Below are 23,319 nucleotides of genomic sequence, written 5' to 3'. Positions count from 1 at the left end.
CGTGCATTTCACGTGCACTTGTTTTTCTTATCAAGGTCCACTTACTGTCTGGTCAGCGTCCGTAAATGGTTGTTCTGACTGCCATTGTCCGGGTGTGGTCCTGTCAAAAATGGTGGAGCTGGCGGGAGTTGAACCCGCGTCCGAAATTACTACACCGTCGGCACTACATGCTTAGTACAGTCTTTACATTCGCCGGTCAGCTGCGGACAGACACGCCACTAACAGACTAGCCTGATTCAGTTTAACGCTTCAACCCCAGGCAAGGCATCCACGCGATCTCTTTTGGGTTTGACCTCTCTTGATCCCCGTCCTAAGAGCGGAGGCTAGGGAGAGAGGGCTCTAAGCAGGTTATTAAGCTGCTAGTGCGTAGTTTTCGTCGTTTGCGACTATTTTTTTGCGGCTTTTTACGAGGCCAACCGCCCCTCGGCATGCTCCTAAGGCTTCACAATCCCGTCGAATCCAGAATCAGCCCCAGAACTTCAAATACTAGCAAAAAAGCGTATCGAAATCCAGTGTTTAACGATTGGCGTTCTTCATGATACGCGCTTTATCCATTTGCCATTCGCGATCTTTGATGTCATTGCGCTTGTCGTGCTCTTTCTTACCGCGAGCAACGCCAATCTTTAGCTTACACCAGGCGTTTTTCCAGTAGAGCGACAGCGCCACAACGGTATAGCCTTCGCGGTTCACACGGCCGTAAAGTGAGTCCAGCTCACGCTGCTTCAACAGCAGTTTACGGCTGCGGGTAGGATCGCAGACCACATGCGATGAAGCCACCGCAAGTGGTTGAAAAGTGGAACCGAACAGATAAGCTTCACCATCACGCAGCAGAATGTAGCTGTCACTGATGTTGGCTTTACCTGCACGGAGTGATTTAACTTCCCATCCCTGTAGCGACAGGCCGGCTTCGAACTCTTCTTCAATGAAGTATTCGTGGCGGGCGCGCTTGTTCATGGCAATGGTGGCAGAACCGGGTTTGTGTGCTTTTTTCTTTGTCATAATGCCGCGTATTTTACATCACTTGGTCGGTTATCGCATCCCCAGTTCAGCGGGGCAGCAGGAAACAGGGTATTCTAGCACACCATGGCAATGAGGAATTTTTGTTTAATCGCTGAAAATGCTATTATTTAGCGGTTTTGTGACGAACAGGAACCATTATGGCTCAGATTAGTCGTTCGGCGCTTGTCCCCTTTAGCGCCGGACAAATGTACCAACTTGTAAATGATGTGGATGCGTACCCGCAATTCCTGCCGGGCTGCACCGGAAGCCGCGTACTGGATGCCTCAGAGAATCAAATGACGGCTTCAGTCGATGTGTCGAAAGCGGGCATCAGCAAAACATTTACCACCCGAAATACGCTGACCGACAACCAGAGCATTCATATGCAACTGGTCGATGGGCCGTTCCGTAAGCTCACCGGCGGCTGGCGCTTTGTCGATCTCGGGGATGATGCTTGTAAGGTCGAGCTGAGCCTGGAGTTTGAGTTCACCAACATGCTGGTCGAAATGGCATTTGGTCGAATCTTCAAAGAGCTGGCCAACAGCATGGTGCAGGCCTTTACCCAGCGCGCCAAAGAGGTTTACAGTGCCTGATATCTCTGTCGAGGTGGTGTACGCCCTGCCTGAAAAACAGTATCAGCATTACGTAAAACTGGAAGAGGGCAGCACGGTTGAGCAGGCTATCCGCAAATCAGGCTTGCTGGAACTGCGGCCTGAAATCGATCTCGCCAGCAACAAGGTGGGGATTTACAGCCATCCGGTAAAACTGAGCGATACCGTGCAGGAAGGCGACCGGGTTGAGATCTATCGCCCGCTGATTGCCGACCCGAAAGAGCTTCGTCGTCAACGAGCAGAGCGCGCGGCAAGCAGTAAAAAATAATCTCTCGGTTCGATTTCCGAGCATGAAAAAGGCGCTGATTAGCGCCTTTTTTACGTTCTGTCTTTTACGTTCGCTCTTTCTGCGTTCGATGATGCTAAGTCGCTTGTCGGTAACGACCCTGGCGTCCTGGATTAATTATCCTGTGAAGAAGACAGCGCGGGCTTGTTATCGATGTTGGTCAGTACGCCGCTACGGTCAAAGGTCAGGGTCAGCGTTTGCTGTTTCACCTTCTCGTGGCCTGGCTCCTCACGGAAGACGTAGTACCAGACATTGCTGCCAAAGGGATCTTTCATCATTGGCGTACCCAGCGTATAGGCAACCTGCTGCTGAGTCATACCGGTGTGAATCTTGGCAACATCGTTAGCAACCAGATAGTTGCCCTGATTGATATCGGGGCGATAAACAACGCGCTCTAAAGTGGAACATCCGGCGGTCATCATTAACATTACCACTGCCGCGGCAGTCAGCGTTTTACAGCGCATCTATACATTCCTTTTCCGGGGCGAAACGCCTTTTACAGGCTGTTCTTCTGCCATCAAATTCTGAACTCTGCCTGCGGCAGGCTTTATTATTCAGGCGACATTAGCTGTCGATGATAATAAACCTTTTCGCTATTGGAAACCTCTACAGAGCATGCATATGACCACGCTGTGGTAAAAAAGTGCATATCAGGCCGCTAAAAGTTCTTTCGCGTTAGCCAGTGTGTTGCGGGTGACCTCGCTGCCGCCCAGTAACCTCGCCAGTTCCTGCAGGCGTGCGCGCTTATCCAGAGGCTGCATATGCGTTTCTGTCATTTCGCCATCGGTTTCCTTGCTGACAAAGAAATGCTGATGCCCACAGCCCGCAACCTGCGGCAGGTGGGTTACGCACATCACCTGGGTAGATTCGCCCAACTGACGCAACATTTTACCCACTACCGCAGCCGTCGGACCGCTAATCCCCACGTCAACTTCGTCGAAAATCATCGCCGGCGTTTCCATTTTCTTCGCGGTGATAACCTGAATCGCCAGCGCGATACGCGACAGCTCACCACCCGAGGCGACTTTCCCCAGCGGCTGCAACGGCTGTCCGGGGTTGGTTGTTACCTGAAAATCAATGCGGCTGGCGCCGTCGGCGGTCAGTTGCTCCGGGTTAAAAATCAGCTCAATGGCAAAGCGGCCGTGCGGCATCGAAAGCAGATGCATGCTTTGGGTAATCAGCTGCTGTAGCTCGTTGGCATAACGGGTGCGTTGCGCATGCAGTTGCTCCGCGCACGCCAGGGCAGCCTTGTAGTGTTCGGTTACCAACGTCTGCAGGCTTTCCTGATCGCTTTCCTGCTGTGACAGCAGTTCCGCTTCATCGAGTAGTTGCTGGTGCACGGCGGGCAGGCCCTCTGGTGCCACATGGTGCTTGCGGGCCAGGGCGATTTGCCGGGAAATGCGCTGTTCCAGCTCATAGAGGCGGTTCGGATCCAGATCCAGACTGTCGCAGTAGTGACGCAGTTCGTCACTGGCTTCGCTCAGCTGAATGGCGGCTTCTTCCAGCAGGTTATAAACGCCGCTGACCTTGTCATCCATCGCAGTGAGTTCAGAGAGCATCTGACGCGCGCTGTACAGCATGCTGTTCAGATTGGTGTCATCACTGTCGGCTAACAGCTGCAGCGCCTGCTGGCTGGTCGACAGCAACTGGCCGCTGTTGGCCAGGCGTTTGTACTCTTCGTCAATCTGCTCAAATTCCCCCGCTACCGGCGCAAACTCGTTCAGCTCTTTAAGCTGGTACTGCAACAGCTCACGGCGGGATTCCCGCTCCTGCGCCTGTTGCTGATGCTGCGCCAGCGTACGGCAGCTCTGGTGCCATGTCTGATAGGATGCCCGCATCTGAACGAGCAGGTCGTCATGACCGGCGTAGGCATCCAGCAGGTGCTTTTGATGATCGGGTTTGAGCAGCAGCTGATGGGCATGCTGGCCGTGGATTTGGATCAGCAACTGGCCCAGATCGCGTAACTGCGAGAGAGGAACGGCCGTACCATTGATAAAGCCGCGTGAACGACCATCGGCGCTGATGACGCGGCGCAACAGGCACTCGTTGCCGTCGTCGAGATGATTATCGCTCAGCCAGCGCTGGGCAGAAGGCGACGCTTTAATTTGAAAGCGCGCACACAGGTCAGCACGGCTGGCCCCCTGACGCACCATGTCCGCATCGGCGCGACCGCCGAGGCACAACCCAAGCGCATCGATAGCAATAGACTTACCTGCACCGGTCTCACCGGTGATGGCGGTCATACCGCGTTGGAAATCAATGTCGAGCTCACGAACGATAGCGAAATTGCTGATGGTCAGTTGTGCCAGCATAGCGTCACCTGTATGAATAAACACATATGGTTTTTCATACAGTATAAACTGGTTTTTTATCCAGTAAAGAGGGCGCGCTCATTTTCAGAACAATTTTTTTGACCAGCCCAGTTTTGAACTCAGCGTATTGAAATAACTGTAATTTTTAGGATGGATAAGGTTGAGATGATTTTCGCTACGGCGAATCAGCACATCTTCTCCTTCCTGGATAGGCAGCGCAATCTGGCTGTCACAGCTGATCTCAAGGTCGTTACGCCGTGCCGAGAAACGCAGCCGAATCGTACTGCTGCTGTTGATCACCAGCGGGCGCGCCGACAAGGTGTGCGGGAACATGGGCACAATGGTAATGGCGTCGAGCGACGGTGTTAAAATCGGGCCGCCCGCTGAAAGCGAATAGGCGGTGGAACCGGTAGGCGTGGAAATAATCAGGCCATCGGAACGCTGCGAGAAGGCAAAGACTTCGTCGATGTACACTTCAAACTCAATCATGTGCGCGACTTTGCCCGGATGCAGCACCACTTCATTGATGGCGCTGCCAATACGCGGGGAGCAATCCGTCTTGCAGACCTGTGCTTCCAGCAGAAAGCGGCTTTCGACAAAATAGTTGCCGTTCAGCACTTCATCGAGCTGGTGATGGGCGTTATCGGGGTCAAGATCGGTTAAAAACCCTAAATTACCGCGGTTAATGCCAATCACTTTTATGTCATAACGCGCCAGTACTCTGGCGGCACCTAACATATTGCCGTCGCCGCCCACCACGACGGCCAGATCGGCCTGTTGGCCAATCTCAGCCAGCGTACCGGTCTGAACATTCCCCAGCGACAGTTCCTGTGCAATCTGCTGTTCAACGATAACGGGATAGCCTTTGGCAGTCAGCCAGCGACACAGTATCTCATGTGTGGTGAGCGCGGTAGGATGGCGTGGATGGCCCACAATACCAATGCAGTTAAAGTGTTTGTTCATCGAGTGGGTGTTCCTCATAAGCCAAATCGGCACGATGATGTGACGTGTTCCCTTGAATCCGTCAAACCAATCCCCATAATAAGCCAACCAGCGACGTGAATGTGCAAAACGCGGAGAAATTCATGAGTAGTAAAGAACAGAACACCCCAAACGAGCAAGTCTCAGACGAAATTCAACAGGATCAACACCAACCTCAGGACGCGGAGACAGCAGTAGAGGTGGATCCGCGTGATGAGCGCATCGCTCAGCTTGAAGCTGAGTTAGCCCAGTTGCAGACGGGCGTGCGTGATGCGCAGCTGCGTGCGCAGGCAGAAATTGAAAACGTTCGCCGCCGCACCGAGATGGATATTGAAAAAGCGCACAAGTTTGCGCTGGAGAAGTTTGCCAATGAGCTGCTTCCGGTGATCGATAGCCTGGAACGTGCACTGGAACTGGCCAACAAAGAAGACGAGAAGTCTGCCTCTATGGTTGAAGGCATTGAGCTTACGCTGAAATCCCTGCTGGGCGCGGTGCGTAAATTCGGTGTTGAAGTGGTCGGCGAAACCGGTGTGCCCTTTAATCCTGAAGTGCACCAGGCGATGTCGATGATGGAGTCTGAGGATGTCGAGCCTAACCACGTCATGATGGTCATGCAACGCGGTTATACGCTTAACGGCCGCCTGCTGCGTCCGGCCATGGTTGCCGTGGCGAAAGCGAAAGCCTGATTACTGTCTTACCCTGCAAACGGCCGCGCACTGACGCGGCCGTTTGTGTTTATGGCGTTTACTCAGGTAATACCGGCGTCCAGTTAATCGGCGTTTTACCGGCATCGCGTAGCAGCGCATTGGTTTGGGAAAAATGCTGGCAGCCAAAGAAGCCACGATGCGCGGAAAGCGGGGAAGGGTGCGGCGCCTGCAGCACGTGATGGCGCTGGCGATCGATAATGCTGCCTTTCTTCTGGGCGTGCGAGCCCCACAGCAGAAAGATCACGCCTTCACGCTGTTCGTTGATAGCTTTAATCACCGTATCGGTAAAGGTTTCCCATCCCAGTCGGGCGTGAGAGTGCGCTTTACCGGCTTCAACGGTCAGTACGGTGTTCAGTAACATCACGCCCTGTTCCGCCCAGCTTGCCAGATAACCATGGCTGGGCCGCTCAAACCCCGGAATGTCCTGCTGCAGCTCTTTGTACATGTTCTGCAGTGACGGCGGCGTCTGCACGCCCGGTAGCACAGAGAAAGCCAGCCCGTGTGCCTGGTTCGGGCCGTGATAAGGGTCCTGCCCCAGAATCACGACGTTAACGTCACCTAATTCGGTTAAGCGAAACGCGTTAAACACATCTTTCTGAGGCGGATAAACCGTTACGCCTGCGGCCCGCTGATTCGCGACATGCTTCAGGGTTTCGATGAAGTAGGGTTTTTCTTTCTCTTCGGCCAGCACGTCGTGCCAGGTCAGCTTTTCAGCCATGATCAACTCCCTTGTATTTCGAACCCTAAGCTTAGCGGTTCAGTCTTCAGACATGAAGCCCAAAAATTTTTGAAGAATTAAACAAAATTTTCCTAAGGCGGGTTTTTAAAATCAAAAGCTTATCAGGGTGGCGATAAAACGCCCGGCGGTAATTGATGCAGGTCAAAACTATGGCAGACATCGGGTGGTATACCAACAGCTCAAATTGACTGAGTCACGGTGTAGACGAAGGTCGCACCTTGCAGGAGAGATTGAAATGATCACAGGTATTCAGATTACCCAATCGAGTAATCCGGCGTTAATTAACTCTTTCTGGCTGCTGGACGAAGAAAAAGCCGAAGCGCGCTGCCTCTGTGCCGTTGCAGGCTATCAGGAGGATCAGATTGTGAAGATTGGGGAGTTAGGCGACGTGGCTTACCGCGACGTGCCGGTTGAGGTGAAACCTCAGGTTCGCGTAGAGGGCGGTCAGCATCTCAACGTCAATGTATTGCGCCGCGAAACGCTGGAAGATGCCGTGAAACATCCCGAAAAGTATCCCCAACTGACAATCCGTGTTTCGGGCTATGCCGTGCGCTTTAACTCACTGACCGCGGAGCAGCAGCGCGATGTGATTGCCCGTACCTTTACTGAAAGTTTGTAACGGATCGGGCGCTTAAATAAAACGCAGCGCCTGTCTGCAAAATTTATCAATTTTAACAATATGATAAATTTGATTGGGTAAGCGCGCGTTTGGGCTGGCAGGCCAGCGTGGGCTGTTCGATGCTAAAATCACGCTAAACGCGTATTTACAGGCCTTTCAAAAACAAAAATCGCCTCAATGGAGGCGATTTTTTTAAGTCCGTGCTGATTTATTCCGCACTCTCGCTGCCCGGCGTACTGCCGCTCGGCTTGCGACGCTTGCCCACGTTTTTGAGGTCACGGTGACGCTTTTTAACCCGCGGTTTCTCTTCTTCTTTCGCTTTTTTCTCTGCACGCTTGGCAAGCGCCTTTTTCGACGGTTTTCCCGTCGTTTTCGCCGAAGGCGCGCGCGTAACAGGACGCAGCTCGTCAATCACCCGGGCTTTAATCGGTTCATCAACGTAGCGGCTGACTTTACCGAGCAGCAGATGGTCGTGTGCTTCAACCAGCGAAATCGCGATACCTTTACGACCGGCCCGGCCAGTACGGCCAATGCGGTGCAAATAGGTGTCAGCGGTGCGCGGCATATCGAAGTTGATGACGTGGCTGACATCGTCGACGTCAATACCACGTGCGGCAATATCGGTCGCCACCAGCACATTGACGCGCCCCTCGACCAGGCGTTTAATCGCCTCATTGCGCTTAGCCTGCACCATTTCACCTTCAAGGTAGCTGGTGCGGATACCGGCATCATGCAGCCAGCTGACCAGCTCGTGCAGACGTTCACGCTTGCGCACAAACACAATTGAACGGGTCACTTCCGGCTGCTTTAACAGATGAACCAGCAGCTTTGTCTTGTGCTCAAGATCGTCGGCGCGGTGATACCACTGCTGGATCTTCTTACGCTCGCGACGGCTCGGATCGGCTTCCAGTTCAACCGGTTCATTCAGCAGGCGCTCGGCAAAATCCTTGATATGCTCGCCTTCCAGCGTGGCAGAAAACAGCATCGTCTGTTTGCGCCAGCGCGTTTCGCCCGCGATGGTTTCAATATCCTGAGCAAAGCCCATGTCCAGCATGCGGTCGGCTTCATCCAGGATCAGCGTTTCTACGGCGCGGCAGTCAAAGTTTTCTTCTTTAATGTATTGCAGCAGACGACCGGTGGTGGCAACCACGACATCCTGATTTTCGCTAAACACTTCAGCGTGGTTCATGAAGGCCACGCCGCCAGTGATGGTGGCGATATCCAGATGCGTGTGTTTCGCCAGTTCCCGTGCCTGGTCGGCAACCTGCATGGCCAGCTCACGGGTTGGCGTTAAAATTAAAATACGCGGCGGGCCAGACTTCTTGCGCGGAAAATCGAGCAGGTGCTGCAACACCGGTAATAAATACGCGGCGGTTTTCCCGGTCCCGGTAGGTGCCGAACCCAGAACGTCGCGGCCCTCCAGCGCGGGGGGAATGGCAGCAGCCTGAATTGCTGTCGGGCGCGTATAGCCTTTCTCCTGCAGCGCTTCAAGCAGGCTTTCGTCGAGTTCAAGTTCGGAAAATGTGGTTACGGTCATGTTCTACCTCAGTTTGGGGCGCTGATTATAGACAGATCGAACATAATCTTCATCTGTTTATCGGTATTGACTGCGCCAGATTACGTCAACGGCGTGAATTCCCCAACCCACCACGTTACACTTACGCCTTGCCGTACGGCAGGATAAAAGGTGAATGGTCGCTGAGTATGATGCAGGACAAGCCGCAGGCGCGGCCACAATTAAAAAAGAACGGTTTTACCTTCAAGCAGTTTTTTGTTGCACATGACCGCTGTGCGATGAAGGTCGGCACAGATGGTATTTTGCTGGGCGCATGGGCACCGGTCGCCGGGGTGAAGCGGATTCTCGATATCGGCACCGGTTCGGGCCTGATAGCCCTGATGCTGGCCCAGCGTACTCCGTCGAATGTCGACGTGGATGCCGTAGAGTTAGATCCGGACGCCGCACAGCAGGCGCATGAAAACATCCAGCAGTCGCCGTGGGCAGCGCGAATGCAGGTTCATCAACAGGATATCGCCCAGTGGGCTGAAAACTGCGAAGCGCGTTACTCGCTTATCGTCAGTAATCCTCCTTACTTTGATCCCGGTGTGGCCTGCGCAACCCCGGCTAGAGACAGCGCACGTGCCACCGGTTCATTAGATCATCAGACGTTATTGCGCTGTGCGGCCGCGCTGATCGAAGAAGAGGGATTTTTCTGTGTGGTCTTACCCGAAGCGACAGGGCAGCAGGTTATCGCGCTGGCACAGGCTGACGGCTGGCACTTACGCTTTCGTTTTGATGTCGCAGAGTACGCACATCGTCCCCCGCATCGGGTTCTGCTGGGCTTTTCTCCCAGCCCCGGCGAAACCCTGTTTGAGCGGTTGGCTATTCGCGATGCAGACAGACAGTACTCAGACGCCTGGCAAAGCCTGACGCGTGACTTCTATTTGTTTATGTCCTGACCCGGTTGCAGCACGGTAGGCTGGGCCTCAGGGAGCAAACCCGGATAGTCGCGGATAAAATGCAGCCCGCGGCTCTCTTTTCTCTGTAGTGCACAGCGCACCATCAGCTCAGCCACCTGCACCAGGTTACGCAGCTCCAGCAGGTTATTGGACAGGCGGAAATGGTGGTAATACTCGTCTATCTCCTGTTGCAGCAAGGTAATGCGGCGCAGTGCCCGCTCCAGCCGCTTGGTGGTGCGGACAATGCCCACGTAATCCCACATAAACAGCCGCAGCTCATGCCAGTTATGCTGAATCACCACCCGTTCATCGGCATCATCCACCTGGCTGTCGTCCCAGGCCGGCAGGTTATCAACGGCTTCGACCTCCGGTAAAATACGCAGCAGATCCTCTGCTGCCGACCAGCCATATACAAGGCATTCGAGCAGCGAGTTGGAGGCCATGCGATTGGCACCGTGCAGGCCGGTGTAGCTGACTTCACCGATGGCATACAGGCCGTTGATATCCGTACGGCCCTGCGCGTTGACCATGACGCCACCGCAGGTGTAGTGCGCGGCAGGCACCACCGGGATCCTGTCTTTGGTCAGATCGAAACCAAAGGTCAGCAGTTTTTCGTAGATCATCGGGAAGTGTGAACGCACAAAGGCTTCAGGCTGATGGCTGATATCCAGATACATACAGTCAACGCCAAGGCGTTTCATCTCGTGATCGATGGCGCGGGCGACAATATCGCGCGGCGCCAGTTCAGCACGTGCATCGAAGTCGGGCATAAAACGCGAGCCGTCGGGCCGCACCAGCCAGGCTCCTTCGCCGCGCAGCGCTTCAGTGAGCAGAAAGTTTTGTGCCTGGGGATGAAACAGGCAGGTCGGATGAAACTGGTTAAACTCCAGATTAGCCACGCGACATCCTGCCCGCCAGGCCATCGCAATGCCATCACCAGAGGCGATATCGGGGTTGGTCGTGTACTGATACACTTTGGCCGCGCCGCCCGTCGCCAGCACCACGCCACGTGCGCGGCAGGTCTCAACCCGTTCACGATTACGGTTCCAAATCCAGGCGCCGGTCACCCGGCGCGGGCCCGGCAGGCCGAGCTTATCCGAAAGAATCAGATCCACCGCGTTGGTGCGCTCGAGAATGCGGATATTGGGATGATGCAACGCTTTGCCTACCAGCGTGGTTTCCACTTCGCGACCCGTCGCATCCGCGCTGTGCAGGATACGGCGGTGGCTGTGGCCGCCTTCACGCGTCAGGTGATAGCGCATCTCGCCTGCAGCCTGCGGATCGGTATCAAATGCTACGCCGTTATCAATCAGCCATTGCACGCAGTGCCGCGCATTGCTGGCCACAAAGGAGACGGCGGCCCGATCGCATAAACCTGCACCCGCGATCAGCGTGTCTTCCACATGTGAATCAATGCTGTCGGTTTCGTCAAAAACCGCCGCAATCCCGCCTTGCGCATACAGCGTCGAGCCTTCATTGACCTGCGCTTTGCTTAATACGGTGACCTGATAATGCTCTGCCAGACGCAATGCCAGCGACAATCCTGCTGCACCGCTGCCGACGATAAGGACATCACACTGATAATCAGAGGAAGAGAAAGTTGTCATAGTGTTTAATTTACTAAACAAGAATGGACCGAGCATAAGCGTTTGGACATTTTTTGTGAAGTATTTTGAACACGAGCGCGGCAATATGCGTGTCTGAAAATTAATTCATTAGTGATATCAAGAGGTTAATGTTTTGCAGGTTTAAATCGGGTTTTTTATACCAAACTTAATCGATTACAAGGATTTAAAGATGAAAAAGCTGTTGTCATAGGTTACTCTGCCTGCGATTTGCGCGCGTTACACTGAACGAAAATGAACAAACTGTGTGATTTTGCCGCAAAGTGGCTTAAAAGAGGCCGAGAGTGAACTTTTTGCCACGCAAAGACTCAAAGCGCATGCTTGCTCAATAGCGGTGTGCTGGCAGTTCCTTAACGCATAAGAAAGTATTTGGGGAGACATTACCTCGGATGAGCGAGCAGTTAGCGGACCAGGTTCTTGTTGAACGGGTTCAGAAGGGGGATCAAAAGGCGTTTAACTTACTGGTAATTCGTTACCAGCATAAAGTGGCGAGCCTGGTCTCACGATATGTCCCTTCAGGCGATGTGCCTGATGTCGTTCAGGAATCATTTATTAAGGCTTATCGTGCGCTGGACTCATTCCGGGGCGATAGCGCGTTTTACACCTGGCTGTATCGTATAGCAGTGAATACAGCAAAAAATTATTTGGTCGCTCAGGGGCGTCGCCCGCCTTCCAGTGATGTTGATGCAATTGATGCTGAAAACTTCGAAAGTGCGGGCGCATTGAAAGAAATTTCGAACCCTGAGAACTTAATGTTGTCAGATGAACTGAAACAAATCGTCTTTCGTACCATTGAGGCGCTTCCTGAGGACTTGCGAATGGCAATTACCCTCAGGGAACTTGACGGTCTGAGCTATGAAGAGATCGCCGTCATTATGGATTGCCCGGTGGGCACGGTCAGGTCCCGTATCTTCCGTGCACGTGAGGCCATTGATAATAAAGTTCAACCGCTTATCCAACGTCAGTGATAACGGCTACTGGAAGGGTATTAGGCATGCAGAAAGAAAAACTTTCCGCTTTAATGGATGGTGAGGCTTTAGACAGTGAGCTGTTTTCAGCGCTGTCTAAAGACGCAGAATTACAAAAAAGCTGGGAACGCTACCATCTTATCCGCGATACCATGCGCGGTGACGTGGGCGAGCACCTGCATTTTGACATTGCTGCACGCGTCGCTGCTGCGATTGAAAAAGAGCCTCAGCGCAACGTCACAACCTTGATCCCCGAAGCACAGCCCGAACCTTCTCGCTGGGAAAAAATGCCGTTCTGGCATAAAGCTCGCCCGTGGGCGGCACAGATTACCCAGGTTGGTGTCGCCGCCTGTGTTTCCCTGGCTGTTATCGTTGGCGTTCAGCACTATAACCAACCGGGTAGCGGCAGCGTCGAAAGTTCTGATTCGCCGGTCTTCAACACCTTACCTGTCATGGGTAAAGCCTCTCCCGTGAGCCTTGGCGTGCCATCTGATGCCTTTGGCAACGGTAATGCGACTCAGCAGGTGCAGGATCAACGTCGTCGCGTGAATGCCATGCTGCAGGACTATGAACTCCAGCGTCGCCTGCATGCAGATCAGCTGCAGTTCGAAACCAATGCGCCTAAACAAGCGCAGGCCAATGTCCCTGGTAATCAGTCATTAGGAATGCAGCAGCAGTAATGAAGCCGCTATGGTATGCCGTCAGCCTTTTGGCAGGCAGCCTGTTGTGGTCATCTGCCTCCCCAGCGCAGGTTTCTGCGTCTGGGGCGTTATTGCAGCAGATGGAGCAGGCAAGCCAGACCCTCAACTACGAATTCGCCTACATTAACGTTTCCCGCCTTGGCATGGAATCTCTGCGCTATCGTCATGCGGTTATCGACGATCGCGTTTATGCGCAGGTGCTGCAGATGGACGGTCCGCGTCGTGAAGTGATTCAACGCGGCAACGACATCAGCTATTTTGAACCTGGCATTGAGCCTTTCTCGCTACCGGGCAACCACATTGTGGATGCGCTACCGTCCATTATTTACGCCGATTTTAGCAAGCTGGATACCGCCTACGATTTTATCACCGTGGGCCGTTCACGCATTGCCGACCAGATGTGCGACGTAGTGCGCATCGTTTCACGCGATGGCACGCGCTACAGCTACGTTGTCTGGCTGGACGTGGATACCAAGCTGCCGCTCCGGGTCGATTTGCTTGACCGGGATGGTGAAACGATGGAGCAGTTTCGCGTTATCAGCTTCGCGGTGGACGATGGCGTTCGCAATCTGATGCAGGGGCTGGAGAAAGCGAATTTGCCGCCGTCGCTGTCGTTAACTAAAACCGATAACGTTTCGTTAGACTGGCAGCCCGCCTGGCTCCCCGCCGGCATGACGCTGGTCTCGCAAAGCCGTCGCACCATTCCCGCGTTAAATAAATCGGTTGAATCACGGCTCTACAGCGATGGCCTGTTTAGCTTTGCGGTCAATGTCACTCCGGCAGATAAAAACAGCACCGCACAGACATTGCGCACGGGACGTCGTACGGTGCAAACCGTAATACGCGATAATAACGAAATTACGGTCGTCGGCGAACTACCGCCCGTGACGGCCAAACGTATCGCAGACAGCGTCGAATTCGGGGCAAAAAAATGATGAGAGAATGGGCCACTGTGGTGGCATGGCAGGATGGCATCGCCACGCTGCACACTGAAGCTAAAACGTCCTGCAACAGCTGTCAGGCACGTAAAGGCTGCGGTAGCCATATGCTGAATAAGCTGGGGCCAAAGAACGCGCACGTGATGCAGATCGCCAGCAGCAAGCCGTTGACGCCGGGCCAGCGTGTTGAACTCGGTATCAAAGAGAGCAGCCTGCTGGGTTCCGCGCTGCTGGTTTATATGACGCCTCTGTTTGGCCTGTTCCTGTTTGCCGGCCTGTTTCAGGCGCTGTTTGGTAGCGACCTCGCTGCGGCCTGCGGCGCGCTGTTAGGCGGCGTGGGGGGCTTCATCGTGGCCAAAGGTATTTCGATGAAATTTGGCGATCGCGAGGCATTCCAGCCCGTTATTTTGAACATCGCTTTGCCGCCGGATGCACTGCGCGTTGAAAGCGAAGCCTGATCCTCACTCAAGCCGCACTTGCTGCGGCTTCTGTCATTATGGCGCCTCGCCAAAAACTGTTTCGCTTCCACAACGTTCCATTCTTTTATGCGCGGCCTTAACAGTGTAATATGCGTCGTCATTAATGAGGCTGACAGGATTGTGGGTTAAGAGCGATCTTCCTGAATGTGTCTGTGCTCAGGTTTCTAACTGATTCTCTACGTGAAGATATTCCTATAAATGAAGCACATAAGAAATTTCTCCATCATCGCCCATATTGACCACGGTAAATCCACGCTCTCTGACCGCTTAATTCAGATTTGCGGGGGATTAACCGATCGCGAGATGGCCGCGCAGGTTCTTGACTCAATGGACCTGGAGCGTGAACGTGGCATTACTATTAAGGCGCAGAGCGTAACGCTCGATTACAAAGCAAAAGACGGCGAAACTTACCAGCTCAATTTCATCGACACGCCGGGACACGTTGACTTCTCGTATGAGGTTTCCCGCTCACTGGCCGCCTGTGAAGGCGCACTGCTGGTGGTTGATGCCGGACAGGGCGTTGAAGCACAAACCCTGGCCAACTGCTACACCGCGATTGAGATGGATCTGGAAGTAGTGCCGGTGCTGAATAAGATCGATTTGCCAGCCGCCGATCCCGATCGTGCCGCGCAGGAAATCGAAGACATCGTAGGCATTGACGCGACCGACGCCGTGCGTTGCTCAGCCAAAACTGGCGTGGGCGTACCTGAAGTGCTGGAGCGTTTAGTTCGCGACATCCCGGCACCAGAGGGCGATCCGGACGCCCCTTTGCAGGCGCTGATTATTGACTCCTGGTTTGATAACTACCTCGGCGTTGTATCGCTGGTGCGCGTGAAAAACGGCACTATGCGCAAAGGCGACAAAATCAAGGTGCTGAGCACCGGGCAGGTCTACAATGCTGACCGTCTGGGTATCTTCACGCCGAAGCAGGTTGACCGTACCGAGCTGAACTGCGGTGAAGTCGGCTGGCTGGTGTGCGCCATCAAAGACATTCTTGGCGCACCCGTGGGCGATACGCTGACCACGGCACGCAACCCTGCGGATAAAGCCTTACCCGGCTTTAAAAAAGTGAAGCCGCAGGTTTATGCCGGTCTGTTCCCCATCAGTTCTGATGATTACGAAGCGTTCCGTGATGCGTTGGGCAAGCTGAGCCTGAACGATGCCTCGCTGTTCTACGAGCCAGAAAGCTCAACGGCGCTGGGCTTTGGTTTCCGCTGTGGCTTCCTTGGGCTGCTGCACATGGAGATCATTCAGGAACGTCTGGAACGCGAATACGATCTGGATCTGATTACGACCGCGCCGACGGTGGTGTACGAAGTGGAAACCACAAGCGGTGAAGTCGTCTACGTGGACAGCCCTTCGAAGCTGCCACCGCTTAATAATATTGAAGAGCTGCGCGAACCCATTGCCGAGTGTCATATGCTGCTGCCGCAGGAATACCTGGGCAACGTCATCACGCTGTGCATCGAGAAACGTGGCGTTCAGACCAACATGGTTTACCACGGCAACCAGGTGGCGCTGACCTATGAGATTCCGATGGCGGAAGTGGTTCTCGACTTCTTTGACCGTCTGAAATCAACGTCTCGGGGTTATGCCTCACTGGACTACAATTTTAAACGTTTTCAGGCCTCTGACATGGTGCGCGTTGACGTTCTGATTAACTCAGAACGTGTTGATGCGCTGGCGCTGATTACCCACCGTGAAAACGCACCTTACCGTGGACGTGATCTGGTTGAGAAAATGAAAGAGCTCATCCCACGTCAGCAGTTTGATATTGCGATTCAGGCGGCAATTGGCAACCACATTATCGCTCGCTCAACCGTTAAACAGCTACGTAAGAACGTACTCGCCAAGTGTTACGGCGGTGACGTCAGTCGTAAGAAAAAGCTGTTGCAGAAGCAGAAAGATGGTAAGAAGCGAATGAAGCAGGTCGGTAACGTTGAGCTGCCGCAGGAAGCATTCCTCGCCATTCTGCATGTCGGAAAAGACAGCAAATAAGGATCTCAAATGGCTAATATGTTCGCCCTGATACTGGCGATAGCGACGTTGATTACCGGCATTCTTTGGGTGATCGATCGTATTAAGTGGGCACCAAAGCGCCGTGCGTTGCAGGCGGCGGCGCAGGCTCAGGCGGGCGGAACACTCGACAGCAAAGCGCTGGCGAAGATGGCCCCTAAACCGGGCTGGATTGAAACCGCCGCATCGGTGTTTCCGGTGCTGGCCGTGGTGTTCTTTGTGCGCTCGTTTGTGTATGAGCCATTCCAGATCCCGTCCGGCTCTATGATGCCAACCCTGCTAATTGGTGACTTTATTCTGGTCGAAAAGTTTGCGTATGGCATTAAAGATCCCATTACGCAAACGACGCTGATCCCTACCGGGCATCCAAAACGGGGCGATATCGCGGTGTTTAAATACCCGAAGGATCCCAGCCTGGATTACATCAAGCGCGTGATCGGTCTGCCTGGCGATCGGGTGACCTACGATCCGTACAGTAAAACGCTGACCATTAATCCGGCCTGCGATAACGGCAAGCCCTGTAGCAAAGCGCTGCCCGTCACCTATAGCAATATTGAACCCAGCAAATTTGTTCAAACGTTTAGCGGGTTTGATGGTAACGAAGCGGGTAACGGTTTCTATCAGCTACCGCTGAATGACACCATGCGGGGGGGATTACGTCTGGCCACGCGCAAAGAAACCCTGGGCGATGTAACGCATGACATCCTGTTGGTGACAGAAGCACAAAGCCAGGCGAGCATGTACTATCAGCAGCCCGGCCAGCCGCAGGCCAGCTGGGTCGTGCCGCAGGGGCAATATTTCATGATGGGTGATAACCGCGATAACAGCGCCGACAGCCGCTACTGGGGCTTTGTTCCCGAGCGTAACCTGGTGGGTAAAGCGGTCGCCATCTGGATGAGTTTCGAAAAACAAGAAGGTCAGTGGCCAACCGGCGTACGACTCAGTCGTATCGGTGGTATCCACTAACCATAGCCTGACAGTCAGGTGAAAAGGGTGGCCCTCCAGGTGGGGGCCACTGCACACCAAACAGAATGAGTTGGTTCTCCAGCCCTGTTTGGTATGCAGAGTGACAGACGCAAAACAGAACTGGAATCGCATGAACCCCATCTTGATTAACAAGCTTCAGCGCAAACTGGGCTACACTTTTACACATTCTGAACTTTTACAGCAGGCCCTGACCCATCGAAGCGCCAGCAGTAAACATAACGAACGTCTTGAGTTTTTAGGCGATTCCATTCTCAGCTATGTGATTGCTAACGCGCTCTATCACCGTTTTCCACGCGTGGATGAAGGGGATATGAGCCGTATGCGTGCAACCCTGGTCAGGGGAAATACGCTGGCAGAGATGGCGCGCGAGTTCGATTTGGGAGAATGCCTGCGCTTAGGCCCCGGTGAATTAAAAAGCGGGGGCTTTCGCCGTGAGTCCATTCTGGCGGACACCGTCGAAGCGCTGATTGGCGGCGTTTTCCTCGACAGTGATATTCAGACGGTGGAAAAACTGATCCTCGACTGGTATCAGACGCGCCTGGACGAAATCAGTCCGGGTGACAAACAAAAAGATCCCAAAACGCGCCTGCAGGAGTATCTGCAAGGCCGGCATCTGCCACTACCCAGTTACTTAGTCGTGCAGGTACGTGGCGAAGCCCACGATCAGGAATTCACCATTCACTGTCAGGTGAGTGGCATGGCAGAACCGGTGGTGGGCGTAGGCTCCAGCCGCCGTAAAGCCGAACAAGCAGCCGCCGAACAGGCGCTGATTAAACTTGGTCTGGAATAGTATTATCCCGGCGCTAAAACCTCAGGATTCGAATGAGCGAAAACGTTACATACAGCGGCTTTGTCGCGATAGTTGGCCGACCCAACGTCGGTAAATCCACCTTACTCAACCAGTTGCTGGGGCAGAAGGTTTCGATTACGTCGCGTAAGCCGCAAACCACTCGTCACCGCATTATGGGTATCCATACGGAAGGCGCCTACCAGGCGATCTATGTGGATACGCCAGGCCTGCACATGGAAGAGAAACGGGCGATTAACCGCCTGATGAACCGTGCTGCCAGCAGTTCTATCGGTGACGTTGAACTCATCATCTTTGTGGTGGACGGCACGCGCTGGACGCCGGATGACGAAATGGTATTAAATAAGCTGCGCGATGGCAAAGTGCCCGTGCTGCTGGCGATCAATAAAGTCGACAATATTCAGGACAAAAGTATTCTGCTGCCGCACCTGCAGTTCCTGAGCCAGCAGATGAACTTTATCGATATCGTGCCGATTTCAGCAGAAACCGGTAAAAATGTGGATACCATCGCCGCCATTGCCCGTAAGCATCTGCCGGAATCTGACCATCACTTCCCGGAAGATTACATTACCGATCGCTCTCAGCGCTTTATGGCCTCAGAAATCATCCGTGAAAAGCTGATGCGTTTTCTGGGCGCTGAACTGCCTTACTCGGTCACGGTTGAAATCGAACAGTTCGTGTCGAATGCGCGCGGCGGTTATGACATCAACGGTCTGATCTTGGTCGAGCGTGAAGGGCAGAAGAAAATGGTGATTGGCAACAAAGGCGCCAAAATCAAAACCATCGGTATTGAAGCCCGTAAAGACATGGAAGAGATGTTCGATGCGAAAGTGCATCTCGAACTGTGGGTCAAAGTTAAATCCGGCTGGGCGGACGACGAACGTGCGCTGCGCAGCCTGGGTTACACAGACGATCTCTGATTAAATGGAAGGCTGGCAACGCGCCTTTGTGCTGCATAGTCGTCCTTTCAGCGAGACCAGCCTGCTGCTTGATCTGTTTAGTGAAAGTGAAGGCCGCGTACGTGTTCTGGCAAAAGGGGCACGTTCACGGCGTTCCCAACTGAAAGGCACCTTACAACCTTTCACGCCTTTACTGGTGCGCTGGAGCGGGCGTGGGGAAGTCAAAACCCTGCGCAACGCTGAAGCGGTCTCCCTGGCATTACCTCTCAGTGGCATCACGCTATACTGCGGCCTGTACGTTAACGAGCTGTTATCTCGGGTACTGGAACAGCACATTCCCTTCTCTGAACTGTTTTTCGACTACCTGCAATGCATTCAGATGCTGGCGGCAGGCGAAGGATCACCAGAGCCTGCGCTGCGCCGTTTTGAGCTGGCGCTGCTGGGGCATTTGGGTTACGGCGTAGACTTCCTGCACTGTGCGGGCAGCGGTGAACCGGTCAGCGAAGCCATGACCTACAGCTACCGTGAAGAGAAAGGCTTTATTGCCAGCCTGGTGCTGAACCAGCGTAGCTTCACCGGGCGTGAACTGCAGGCGCTGTTTACCCGTGAATTCCCGGATGCAGAAACCTTGCGCGCAGCCAAACGTTTCACGCGTATGGCCCTCAAACCCTACCTGGGCGGTAAGCCGCTAAAAAGCCAGGAGCTTTTTCGCCAGTTTACCCCGAAAAAAAAGCCCACTATTTCTGACGAGACAGAGCACTGACCGTAGCCTGGCCTTATCTCTGCGCGGTACACTCAACGCAATGACCATAATGAACCGAGGATTGTCATGGCTGAGTTACTGTTAGGCGTGAATATCGACCATATCGCTACCGTTCGCAATGCGCGTGGAACCCATTATCCCGATCCGGTACAGGCGGCGTTTATCGCCGAACAGGCGGGTGCAGACGGCATTACCGTGCACCTGCGCGAAGATCGTCGCCACATTACCGACAGGGATGTGCGCATCCTGCGCGATACCATTGAAACGCGCATGAATCTCGAAATGGCCGTGACCGAGGAGATGCTGGCTATCGCCTGTGAAATCAAACCGCATTTCTGCTGCCTGGTGCCGGAAAAGCGCGAGGAAGTCACCACCGAAGGCGGACTGGACGTCGCGGGCCAGCAGGAGAAGCTGAACGCCGCGGTGAAACAGCTCAGCGAAGCGGGCATTCTGGTGTCCCTGTTTATCGATCCCGATCACCGCCAAATCGAGGCGGCGGTGACCAGCGGCGCGCCCTATATTGAAATTCATACCGGTGCCTATGCTGAAGCGCCTGAAGGCCCAGCGCGCGACGCTGAGCTGGCACGTATCCGTCAGGCCGCCACCTTTGCTGCCAGCCGTGGGTTAAAAGTTAACGCCGGTCATGGGCTGACTTACCACAACGTACTGCCAATCGCCGCCCTGCCGGAAATGCATGAGCTGAATATCGGTCATGCGATTATTGGACGTGCCGTGATGAGTGGTCTGCCTGAGGCGGTGAAAGCCATGAAAGCACTGCTGCGAGAAGCGCGTCGCTAATGGCTATCCTGGGACTGGGCAGCGATATCGTCGAAATAGAACGCATTGCCGATGTGATTTCACGTTCAGGCGATCGTCTGGCGCGGCGTGTCCTGAGCGAGGCCGAGTGGCAGCAATATCAACAGCACCGTCAGCCGGTTCGTTTCCTGGCCAAACGTTTTGCGGTTAAAGAGGCGGCGGCAAAAGCCTTTGGTACCGGCATTCGGGGCGGGCTGGCTTTTAACCAGTTCGAAGTTTATAACGACGCGCTGGGTAAACCGCTGCTGCGTTTCTTCGATCATGCCGCCGAGGTGGCGCAACGTCTTGGCGTGCAGCATGTGCATGTCACGCTGGCAGATGAGCGTCACTATGCTTGCGCAACGGTGATCATCGAAAGTTAACCGTGCAGCTGCACAAACTTATCCCACAGCGCATCGCGTGATTCGATGTGCTGTGGATCAATGACGATCGTGTTATCAATCGGGCAAACGCGCTGACAGGTTGGAAGATCGTAATGACCCACGCACTCCGTGCAGCGACTCACATCAATTTCATAGATTGCCTCACCCATCGCAATCGCCTGGTTCGGGCATTCAGGTTCGCACATATCGCAGTTAATGCATCGTTCGGTAATCAGTAGAGACATCGCGGCTTCTTAATCAAGGCATCGTTGTGGTCGTGCTGCTGTATCGGGCAACGTTCATCGCAGAGAACGGGCCAGCACCTTACTTCAGACGTTCGGTCCCAAACAGGGCAGCGAGACGTCCTTACTCTGGCTGTTTTTCACCTGCTGACAGCCGGCAGGACAGTAGCATATTTTGTTTATCACAAAAATGATGCAGGTAAACGAAGTGTTGTTGCCGCCGTGTTTATCTCGCCGCTCAGCGCGTTATTGCAACCGCAATGCGCCATTCAGCACTTGAGCATTGAGGCCAGCCTGGCTGGCCTCTTGTCCGGTTATGTCGATTCGCCCTGCCTAGATCAGTTTCTTAACCAGAGCTTCGCTGTGACGAATATGGCTGGATGCTCGCTCAGGATCGTTCTGCACCAGGGCCATAAACAGCAGGTCGGTCAACGCCAGCTGCGCGGTGGTAGATGAGATGGCGGCGCTGCGCGTGCTCTGCTCTTCTGCCACGGTGTACAGGCAATGGGTGGCGCACTGCTGCAATGTGTTAGGCGTAAAACCGGTAAAGGCCAGCACATCCGCCCCTACGCGAACGGCTTCCTGAGCGGCAAGGTTGATTTCACGTCGTTCGCCGGTGTAGGAGATCGCCAGCAGCACATCGCCAGATGACATGGCCTGAACACTGGCCAGCAGCGCGTGCATATCCTGTTCCGCCACCGCATTGATACCAATTTTCATCAGCTTCCATGAAAAATCCTTTGCCACCAGGCCGGACGCGCCAATGCCGACCAGCAAAATGCGGCGTGCGCGCTTGAGCAACTGCAGGACGGCGTTTAATTTCTCTTCACTGTTGATATCCAGCGTGGCGCGAATCGCAGAGAGCTTCTCCGTGAGTAATTTTTCACCCACGGCTTTGAGCGGATCGTCGCTCAGGATCTGGTTGTGCACGGTGATGGCATCTTTATCCGCCAGCGATTCACTCAGCGCCAGCTTAAGAGCCGGAAAGCCTTTGTATCCCAGTTTTTGTGCGAATTTAACCACGCTCGACTGGCTGACCCCGGATTCTTCCGCCAGCTTTTGTGAACTCAGATGCCGTGCCCGATCCGGTTGTGACAGTAAAAAATCCGCCAGCCGACGCTCGTTCAGCGCCAGAGAGGGATAAAGCTGGCGAATGCGCAGCAATGAACTCATGCTCAATCCTTATGATTTAGCGGATGTTCCGCATGGAATAAATGATTCTATGCGCATTGTAGTCACTGGAATAAAAAATGACAGCCATCGCCTCGTTGGACGAAGATGACTACAATAGAGGCTGTTGATGCCAATTAGGTAAAAAGGAGTGTTGTTTGACCAACGATATACAACGTCGCGTGGTGTTTTTCGACCTTGATGGCACATTGCACCAACAGGACATGTTTGGCACCTTCATGCGCTATCTGCTGCGCCGCAAGCCGCTTAATCTGCTGCTGGTGGTGCCGTTGCTGCCGGTTGTGGGCGCGGGTTTATTGTTTAAGGGACGCGCCGCGCGCTGGCCGATGAGTTTGCTGCTGTGGTCGATCACCTTTGGCCGCTCTGAAGCCACACTGCTGCGGCTGGAAGCCGAATTCGCGCAGTGGTTTCGACAACGCGTTAAAGCATTTCCCGTGGTGCAGAAACGACTCAGTGAATACCTTAGTAGCGATGATGCCGATGTATGGCTGATTACGGGCTCACCGCAGTCGCTGGTGGAGCAGGTCTATTACGACTCCGCATTTCTACCAAGGGTGAAGCTCATCGCCAGCCAGATGCAGCCCGGTTTAGGCGGACGCATATTGAAAATGCGCTGTCTCGGCCATGAAAAAGTGGTGCAGCTTGAAGAGCAAATCGGCACGCCCTTACAGCTGTATAGCGGTTACAGCGACAGCAAACAGGATAACCCGCTGCTGTTCTTCTGCCAGCATCGCTGGCGCGTCACCCCGGGTGGCGAATTACAACAGCTGGAATAACCGCTGTCACGCTTCGGTTTTACGGATTCGATGGTTA

Annotated in this window: 26 protein-coding genes and 1 other RNA gene; 17 read left to right on the top strand and 10 right to left on the bottom strand. The window is 54.0% G+C overall.

What is annotated here, in order from left to right; genetic code table 11:
• Window positions 1-110 precede the first annotated feature (110 nt).
• Together ssrA and smpB are read right to left on the bottom strand one after the other, a co-directional pair.
• Window positions 111-473: a transfer-messenger RNA gene (gene ssrA, locus EL29_RS12770) on the bottom strand.
• 43 nt (window positions 474-516) lie between these two features.
• Window positions 517-999, bottom strand: a complete 483-nt coding sequence (smpB, locus tag EL29_RS12765; protein ID WP_013026784.1) for an SsrA-binding protein SmpB — start codon at window positions 997-999, stop codon at window positions 517-519.
• 158 nt (window positions 1,000-1,157) lie between these two features.
• On the opposite strand from smpB, the gene EL29_RS12760 reads away from it, so the two are divergent.
• The gene (locus EL29_RS12760; RefSeq protein WP_013026783.1) at window positions 1,158-1,592 is read left to right on the top strand and encodes a type II toxin-antitoxin system RatA family toxin; all 435 of its coding nucleotides are present in this window, start codon (window positions 1,158-1,160) and stop codon (window positions 1,590-1,592) included.
• Window positions 1,585-1,878 (top strand): RnfH family protein, encoded by a 294-nt coding sequence (locus EL29_RS12755; protein WP_013026782.1) that lies wholly within the window; start codon window positions 1,585-1,587, stop codon window positions 1,876-1,878. Before EL29_RS12760 ends, EL29_RS12755 begins: the two co-directional genes overlap by 8 nt.
• A gap of 131 nt (window positions 1,879-2,009) precedes the next feature.
• Here the strand turns inward: EL29_RS12755 and bamE are convergent, their stop codons facing one another.
• From bamE to nadK, 3 genes are all read right to left on the bottom strand, one after another.
• Window positions 2,010-2,360 (bottom strand): outer membrane protein assembly factor BamE, encoded by a 351-nt coding sequence (bamE, locus tag EL29_RS12750; protein ID WP_014605250.1) that lies wholly within the window; start codon window positions 2,358-2,360, stop codon window positions 2,010-2,012.
• A 186-nt stretch (window positions 2,361-2,546) separates the two neighbouring features.
• The gene (recN, locus tag EL29_RS12745; protein ID WP_014605251.1) at window positions 2,547-4,208 is read right to left on the bottom strand and encodes a DNA repair protein RecN; all 1,662 of its coding nucleotides are present in this window, start codon (window positions 4,206-4,208) and stop codon (window positions 2,547-2,549) included.
• 84 nt (window positions 4,209-4,292) lie between these two features.
• Complete coding sequence (gene nadK, locus EL29_RS12740) at window positions 4,293-5,171, bottom strand: NAD(+) kinase (protein WP_028715478.1); 879 nt, start codon at window positions 5,169-5,171, stop codon at window positions 4,293-4,295.
• Between the two features lie 122 nt (window positions 5,172-5,293).
• On the opposite strand from nadK, the gene grpE reads away from it, so the two are divergent.
• On the top strand, window positions 5,294-5,875 hold the full coding sequence (grpE, locus tag EL29_RS12735; RefSeq protein WP_015699722.1) for a nucleotide exchange factor GrpE: 582 nt from the start codon (window positions 5,294-5,296) through the stop codon (window positions 5,873-5,875).
• Between the two features lie 58 nt (window positions 5,876-5,933).
• Here grpE and ung read toward each other — a convergent pair whose 3' ends face one another.
• Entirely contained in the window at window positions 5,934-6,614 is a 681-nt protein-coding gene (gene ung / locus EL29_RS12730; protein WP_014594344.1) for a uracil-DNA glycosylase, read from the bottom strand.
• A 256-nt stretch (window positions 6,615-6,870) separates the two neighbouring features.
• Between ung and grcA the strand changes: the two genes are divergently transcribed.
• Entirely contained in the window at window positions 6,871-7,254 is a 384-nt protein-coding gene (grcA, locus tag EL29_RS12725; RefSeq protein WP_014605253.1) for an autonomous glycyl radical cofactor GrcA, read from the top strand.
• Between the two features lie 208 nt (window positions 7,255-7,462).
• Here the strand turns inward: grcA and srmB are convergent, their stop codons facing one another.
• Window positions 7,463-8,791, bottom strand: coding sequence for an ATP-dependent RNA helicase SrmB (srmB, locus tag EL29_RS12720; protein WP_014594342.1), 1,329 nt, complete (start codon window positions 8,789-8,791; stop codon window positions 7,463-7,465).
• Between the two features lie 167 nt (window positions 8,792-8,958).
• Between srmB and trmN the strand changes: the two genes are divergently transcribed.
• Complete coding sequence (trmN, locus tag EL29_RS12715; RefSeq protein WP_014605254.1) at window positions 8,959-9,711, top strand: tRNA(1)(Val) (adenine(37)-N(6))-methyltransferase TrmN; 753 nt, start codon at window positions 8,959-8,961, stop codon at window positions 9,709-9,711.
• Here trmN and nadB read toward each other — a convergent pair.
• Entirely contained in the window at window positions 9,693-11,354 is a 1,662-nt protein-coding gene (nadB, locus tag EL29_RS12710) for an L-aspartate oxidase (RefSeq protein ID WP_033766121.1), read from the bottom strand. The genes trmN and nadB overlap by 19 nt on opposite strands.
• Before the next feature lie 371 nt (window positions 11,355-11,725).
• Here nadB and rpoE point away from each other — a divergent pair, with 371 nt between their 5' ends.
• From rpoE to acpS, 11 genes are all read left to right on the top strand, one after another.
• Complete coding sequence (rpoE, locus tag EL29_RS12705; protein WP_006120509.1) at window positions 11,726-12,304, top strand: RNA polymerase sigma factor RpoE; 579 nt, start codon at window positions 11,726-11,728, stop codon at window positions 12,302-12,304.
• A gap of 26 nt (window positions 12,305-12,330) precedes the next feature.
• Complete coding sequence (gene rseA / locus EL29_RS12700; RefSeq protein WP_014594339.1) at window positions 12,331-12,984, top strand: anti-sigma-E factor RseA; 654 nt, start codon at window positions 12,331-12,333, stop codon at window positions 12,982-12,984.
• Window positions 12,984-13,940 (top strand): sigma-E factor regulatory protein RseB, encoded by a 957-nt coding sequence (gene rseB / locus EL29_RS12695; protein ID WP_028715476.1) that lies wholly within the window; start codon window positions 12,984-12,986, stop codon window positions 13,938-13,940. The genes rseA and rseB overlap by 1 nt, the downstream gene beginning before the upstream one ends.
• On the top strand, window positions 13,937-14,401 hold the full coding sequence (gene rseC / locus EL29_RS12690) for a SoxR-reducing system protein RseC (protein WP_013026770.1): 465 nt from the start codon (window positions 13,937-13,939) through the stop codon (window positions 14,399-14,401). Before rseB ends, rseC begins: the two co-directional genes overlap by 4 nt.
• A gap of 219 nt (window positions 14,402-14,620) precedes the next feature.
• On the top strand, window positions 14,621-16,420 hold the full coding sequence (gene lepA / locus EL29_RS12685) for a translation elongation factor 4 (RefSeq protein WP_013026769.1): 1,800 nt from the start codon (window positions 14,621-14,623) through the stop codon (window positions 16,418-16,420).
• Between the two features lie 9 nt (window positions 16,421-16,429).
• Window positions 16,430-17,404, top strand: coding sequence for a signal peptidase I (gene lepB / locus EL29_RS12680; RefSeq protein ID WP_014594337.1), 975 nt, complete (start codon window positions 16,430-16,432; stop codon window positions 17,402-17,404).
• A 130-nt stretch (window positions 17,405-17,534) separates the two neighbouring features.
• On the top strand, window positions 17,535-18,215 hold the full coding sequence (gene rnc / locus EL29_RS12675) for a ribonuclease III (RefSeq protein ID WP_014594336.1): 681 nt from the start codon (window positions 17,535-17,537) through the stop codon (window positions 18,213-18,215).
• A gap of 32 nt (window positions 18,216-18,247) precedes the next feature.
• Window positions 18,248-19,153, top strand: coding sequence for a GTPase Era (gene era, locus EL29_RS12670; protein WP_013026766.1), 906 nt, complete (start codon window positions 18,248-18,250; stop codon window positions 19,151-19,153).
• 4 nt (window positions 19,154-19,157) lie between these two features.
• Window positions 19,158-19,895 carry a DNA repair protein RecO gene (gene recO / locus EL29_RS12665; RefSeq protein ID WP_013026765.1) on the top strand — a complete coding sequence of 246 codons (738 nt, stop codon included), beginning with the start codon at window positions 19,158-19,160 and terminating at the stop codon, window positions 19,893-19,895.
• A gap of 66 nt (window positions 19,896-19,961) precedes the next feature.
• On the top strand, window positions 19,962-20,693 hold the full coding sequence (gene pdxJ, locus EL29_RS12660; protein WP_014605257.1) for a pyridoxine 5'-phosphate synthase: 732 nt from the start codon (window positions 19,962-19,964) through the stop codon (window positions 20,691-20,693).
• Window positions 20,693-21,073 carry a holo-ACP synthase gene (gene acpS, locus EL29_RS12655; RefSeq protein WP_006120525.1) on the top strand — a complete coding sequence of 127 codons (381 nt, stop codon included), beginning with the start codon at window positions 20,693-20,695 and terminating at the stop codon, window positions 21,071-21,073. The genes pdxJ and acpS overlap by 1 nt, the downstream gene beginning before the upstream one ends.
• On the opposite strand, the gene EL29_RS12650 is transcribed toward acpS, so the two are convergent.
• Complete coding sequence (locus EL29_RS12650; RefSeq protein ID WP_013026763.1) at window positions 21,070-21,318, bottom strand: YfhL family 4Fe-4S dicluster ferredoxin; 249 nt, start codon at window positions 21,316-21,318, stop codon at window positions 21,070-21,072. The two genes, acpS and EL29_RS12650, sit on opposite strands and share 4 nt — an antisense overlap.
• Before the next feature lie 330 nt (window positions 21,319-21,648).
• Window positions 21,649-22,488 (bottom strand): MurR/RpiR family transcriptional regulator, encoded by an 840-nt coding sequence (locus EL29_RS12645; protein ID WP_014594334.1) that lies wholly within the window; start codon window positions 22,486-22,488, stop codon window positions 21,649-21,651.
• Window positions 22,489-22,643: 155 nt separating this feature from the next.
• Here EL29_RS12645 and yfhb point away from each other — a divergent pair, with 155 nt between their 5' ends.
• Window positions 22,644-23,282 carry a phosphatidylglycerophosphatase C gene (yfhb, locus tag EL29_RS12640; RefSeq protein WP_013026761.1) on the top strand — a complete coding sequence of 213 codons (639 nt, stop codon included), beginning with the start codon at window positions 22,644-22,646 and terminating at the stop codon, window positions 23,280-23,282.
• The last annotated feature ends 37 nt before the right edge of the window (window positions 23,283-23,319 follow it).

The sequence above is a fragment of the Pantoea ananatis LMG 2665 genome, from assembly GCF_000710035.2.
Taxonomy (GTDB): Bacteria; Pseudomonadota; Gammaproteobacteria; order Enterobacterales; family Enterobacteriaceae; genus Pantoea; species Pantoea ananatis.
This window is presented reverse-complemented; position numbering and strand designations above follow the sequence as displayed.

Excerpts from the sequence above, each read along its gene's own strand:
- rseC (WP_013026770.1), top strand. The coding sequence starts at position 13,937 with ATGATGAGAGAATGGGCCACTGTGGTGGCATGGCAGGATGGCATCGCC.
- nadK (WP_028715478.1), bottom strand. The coding sequence starts at position 5,171 with ATGAACAAACACTTTAACTGCATTGGTATTGTGGGCCATCCACGCCAT.
- rpoE (WP_006120509.1), top strand. The coding sequence starts at position 11,726 with ATGAGCGAGCAGTTAGCGGACCAGGTTCTTGTTGAACGGGTTCAGAAG.
- EL29_RS12760 (WP_013026783.1), top strand. The coding sequence starts at position 1,158 with ATGGCTCAGATTAGTCGTTCGGCGCTTGTCCCCTTTAGCGCCGGACAA.
- era (WP_013026766.1), top strand. The coding sequence starts at position 18,248 with ATGAGCGAAAACGTTACATACAGCGGCTTTGTCGCGATAGTTGGCCGA.
- smpB (WP_013026784.1), bottom strand. The coding sequence starts at position 999 with ATGACAAAGAAAAAAGCACACAAACCCGGTTCTGCCACCATTGCCATG.
- trmN (WP_014605254.1), top strand. The coding sequence starts at position 8,959 with ATGATGCAGGACAAGCCGCAGGCGCGGCCACAATTAAAAAAGAACGGT.
- rnc (WP_014594336.1), top strand. The coding sequence starts at position 17,535 with ATGAACCCCATCTTGATTAACAAGCTTCAGCGCAAACTGGGCTACACT.
- acpS (WP_006120525.1), top strand. The coding sequence starts at position 20,693 with ATGGCTATCCTGGGACTGGGCAGCGATATCGTCGAAATAGAACGCATT.
- ung (WP_014594344.1), bottom strand. The coding sequence starts at position 6,614 with ATGGCTGAAAAGCTGACCTGGCACGACGTGCTGGCCGAAGAGAAAGAA.
- recO (WP_013026765.1), top strand. The coding sequence starts at position 19,158 with ATGGAAGGCTGGCAACGCGCCTTTGTGCTGCATAGTCGTCCTTTCAGC.
- recN (WP_014605251.1), bottom strand. The coding sequence starts at position 4,208 with ATGCTGGCACAACTGACCATCAGCAATTTCGCTATCGTTCGTGAGCTC.
- lepA (WP_013026769.1), top strand. The coding sequence starts at position 14,621 with ATGAAGCACATAAGAAATTTCTCCATCATCGCCCATATTGACCACGGT.
- srmB (WP_014594342.1), bottom strand. The coding sequence starts at position 8,791 with ATGACCGTAACCACATTTTCCGAACTTGAACTCGACGAAAGCCTGCTT.
- EL29_RS12645 (WP_014594334.1), bottom strand. The coding sequence starts at position 22,488 with ATGAGTTCATTGCTGCGCATTCGCCAGCTTTATCCCTCTCTGGCGCTG.
- pdxJ (WP_014605257.1), top strand. The coding sequence starts at position 19,962 with ATGGCTGAGTTACTGTTAGGCGTGAATATCGACCATATCGCTACCGTT.
- grpE (WP_015699722.1), top strand. The coding sequence starts at position 5,294 with ATGAGTAGTAAAGAACAGAACACCCCAAACGAGCAAGTCTCAGACGAA.
- rseB (WP_028715476.1), top strand. The coding sequence starts at position 12,984 with ATGAAGCCGCTATGGTATGCCGTCAGCCTTTTGGCAGGCAGCCTGTTG.
- rseA (WP_014594339.1), top strand. The coding sequence starts at position 12,331 with ATGCAGAAAGAAAAACTTTCCGCTTTAATGGATGGTGAGGCTTTAGAC.
- nadB (WP_033766121.1), bottom strand. The coding sequence starts at position 11,354 with ATGCTCGGTCCATTCTTGTTTAGTAAATTAAACACTATGACAACTTTC.
- EL29_RS12650 (WP_013026763.1), bottom strand. The coding sequence starts at position 21,318 with ATGTCTCTACTGATTACCGAACGATGCATTAACTGCGATATGTGCGAA.
- bamE (WP_014605250.1), bottom strand. The coding sequence starts at position 2,360 with ATGCGCTGTAAAACGCTGACTGCCGCGGCAGTGGTAATGTTAATGATG.
- lepB (WP_014594337.1), top strand. The coding sequence starts at position 16,430 with ATGGCTAATATGTTCGCCCTGATACTGGCGATAGCGACGTTGATTACC.
- grcA (WP_014605253.1), top strand. The coding sequence starts at position 6,871 with ATGATCACAGGTATTCAGATTACCCAATCGAGTAATCCGGCGTTAATT.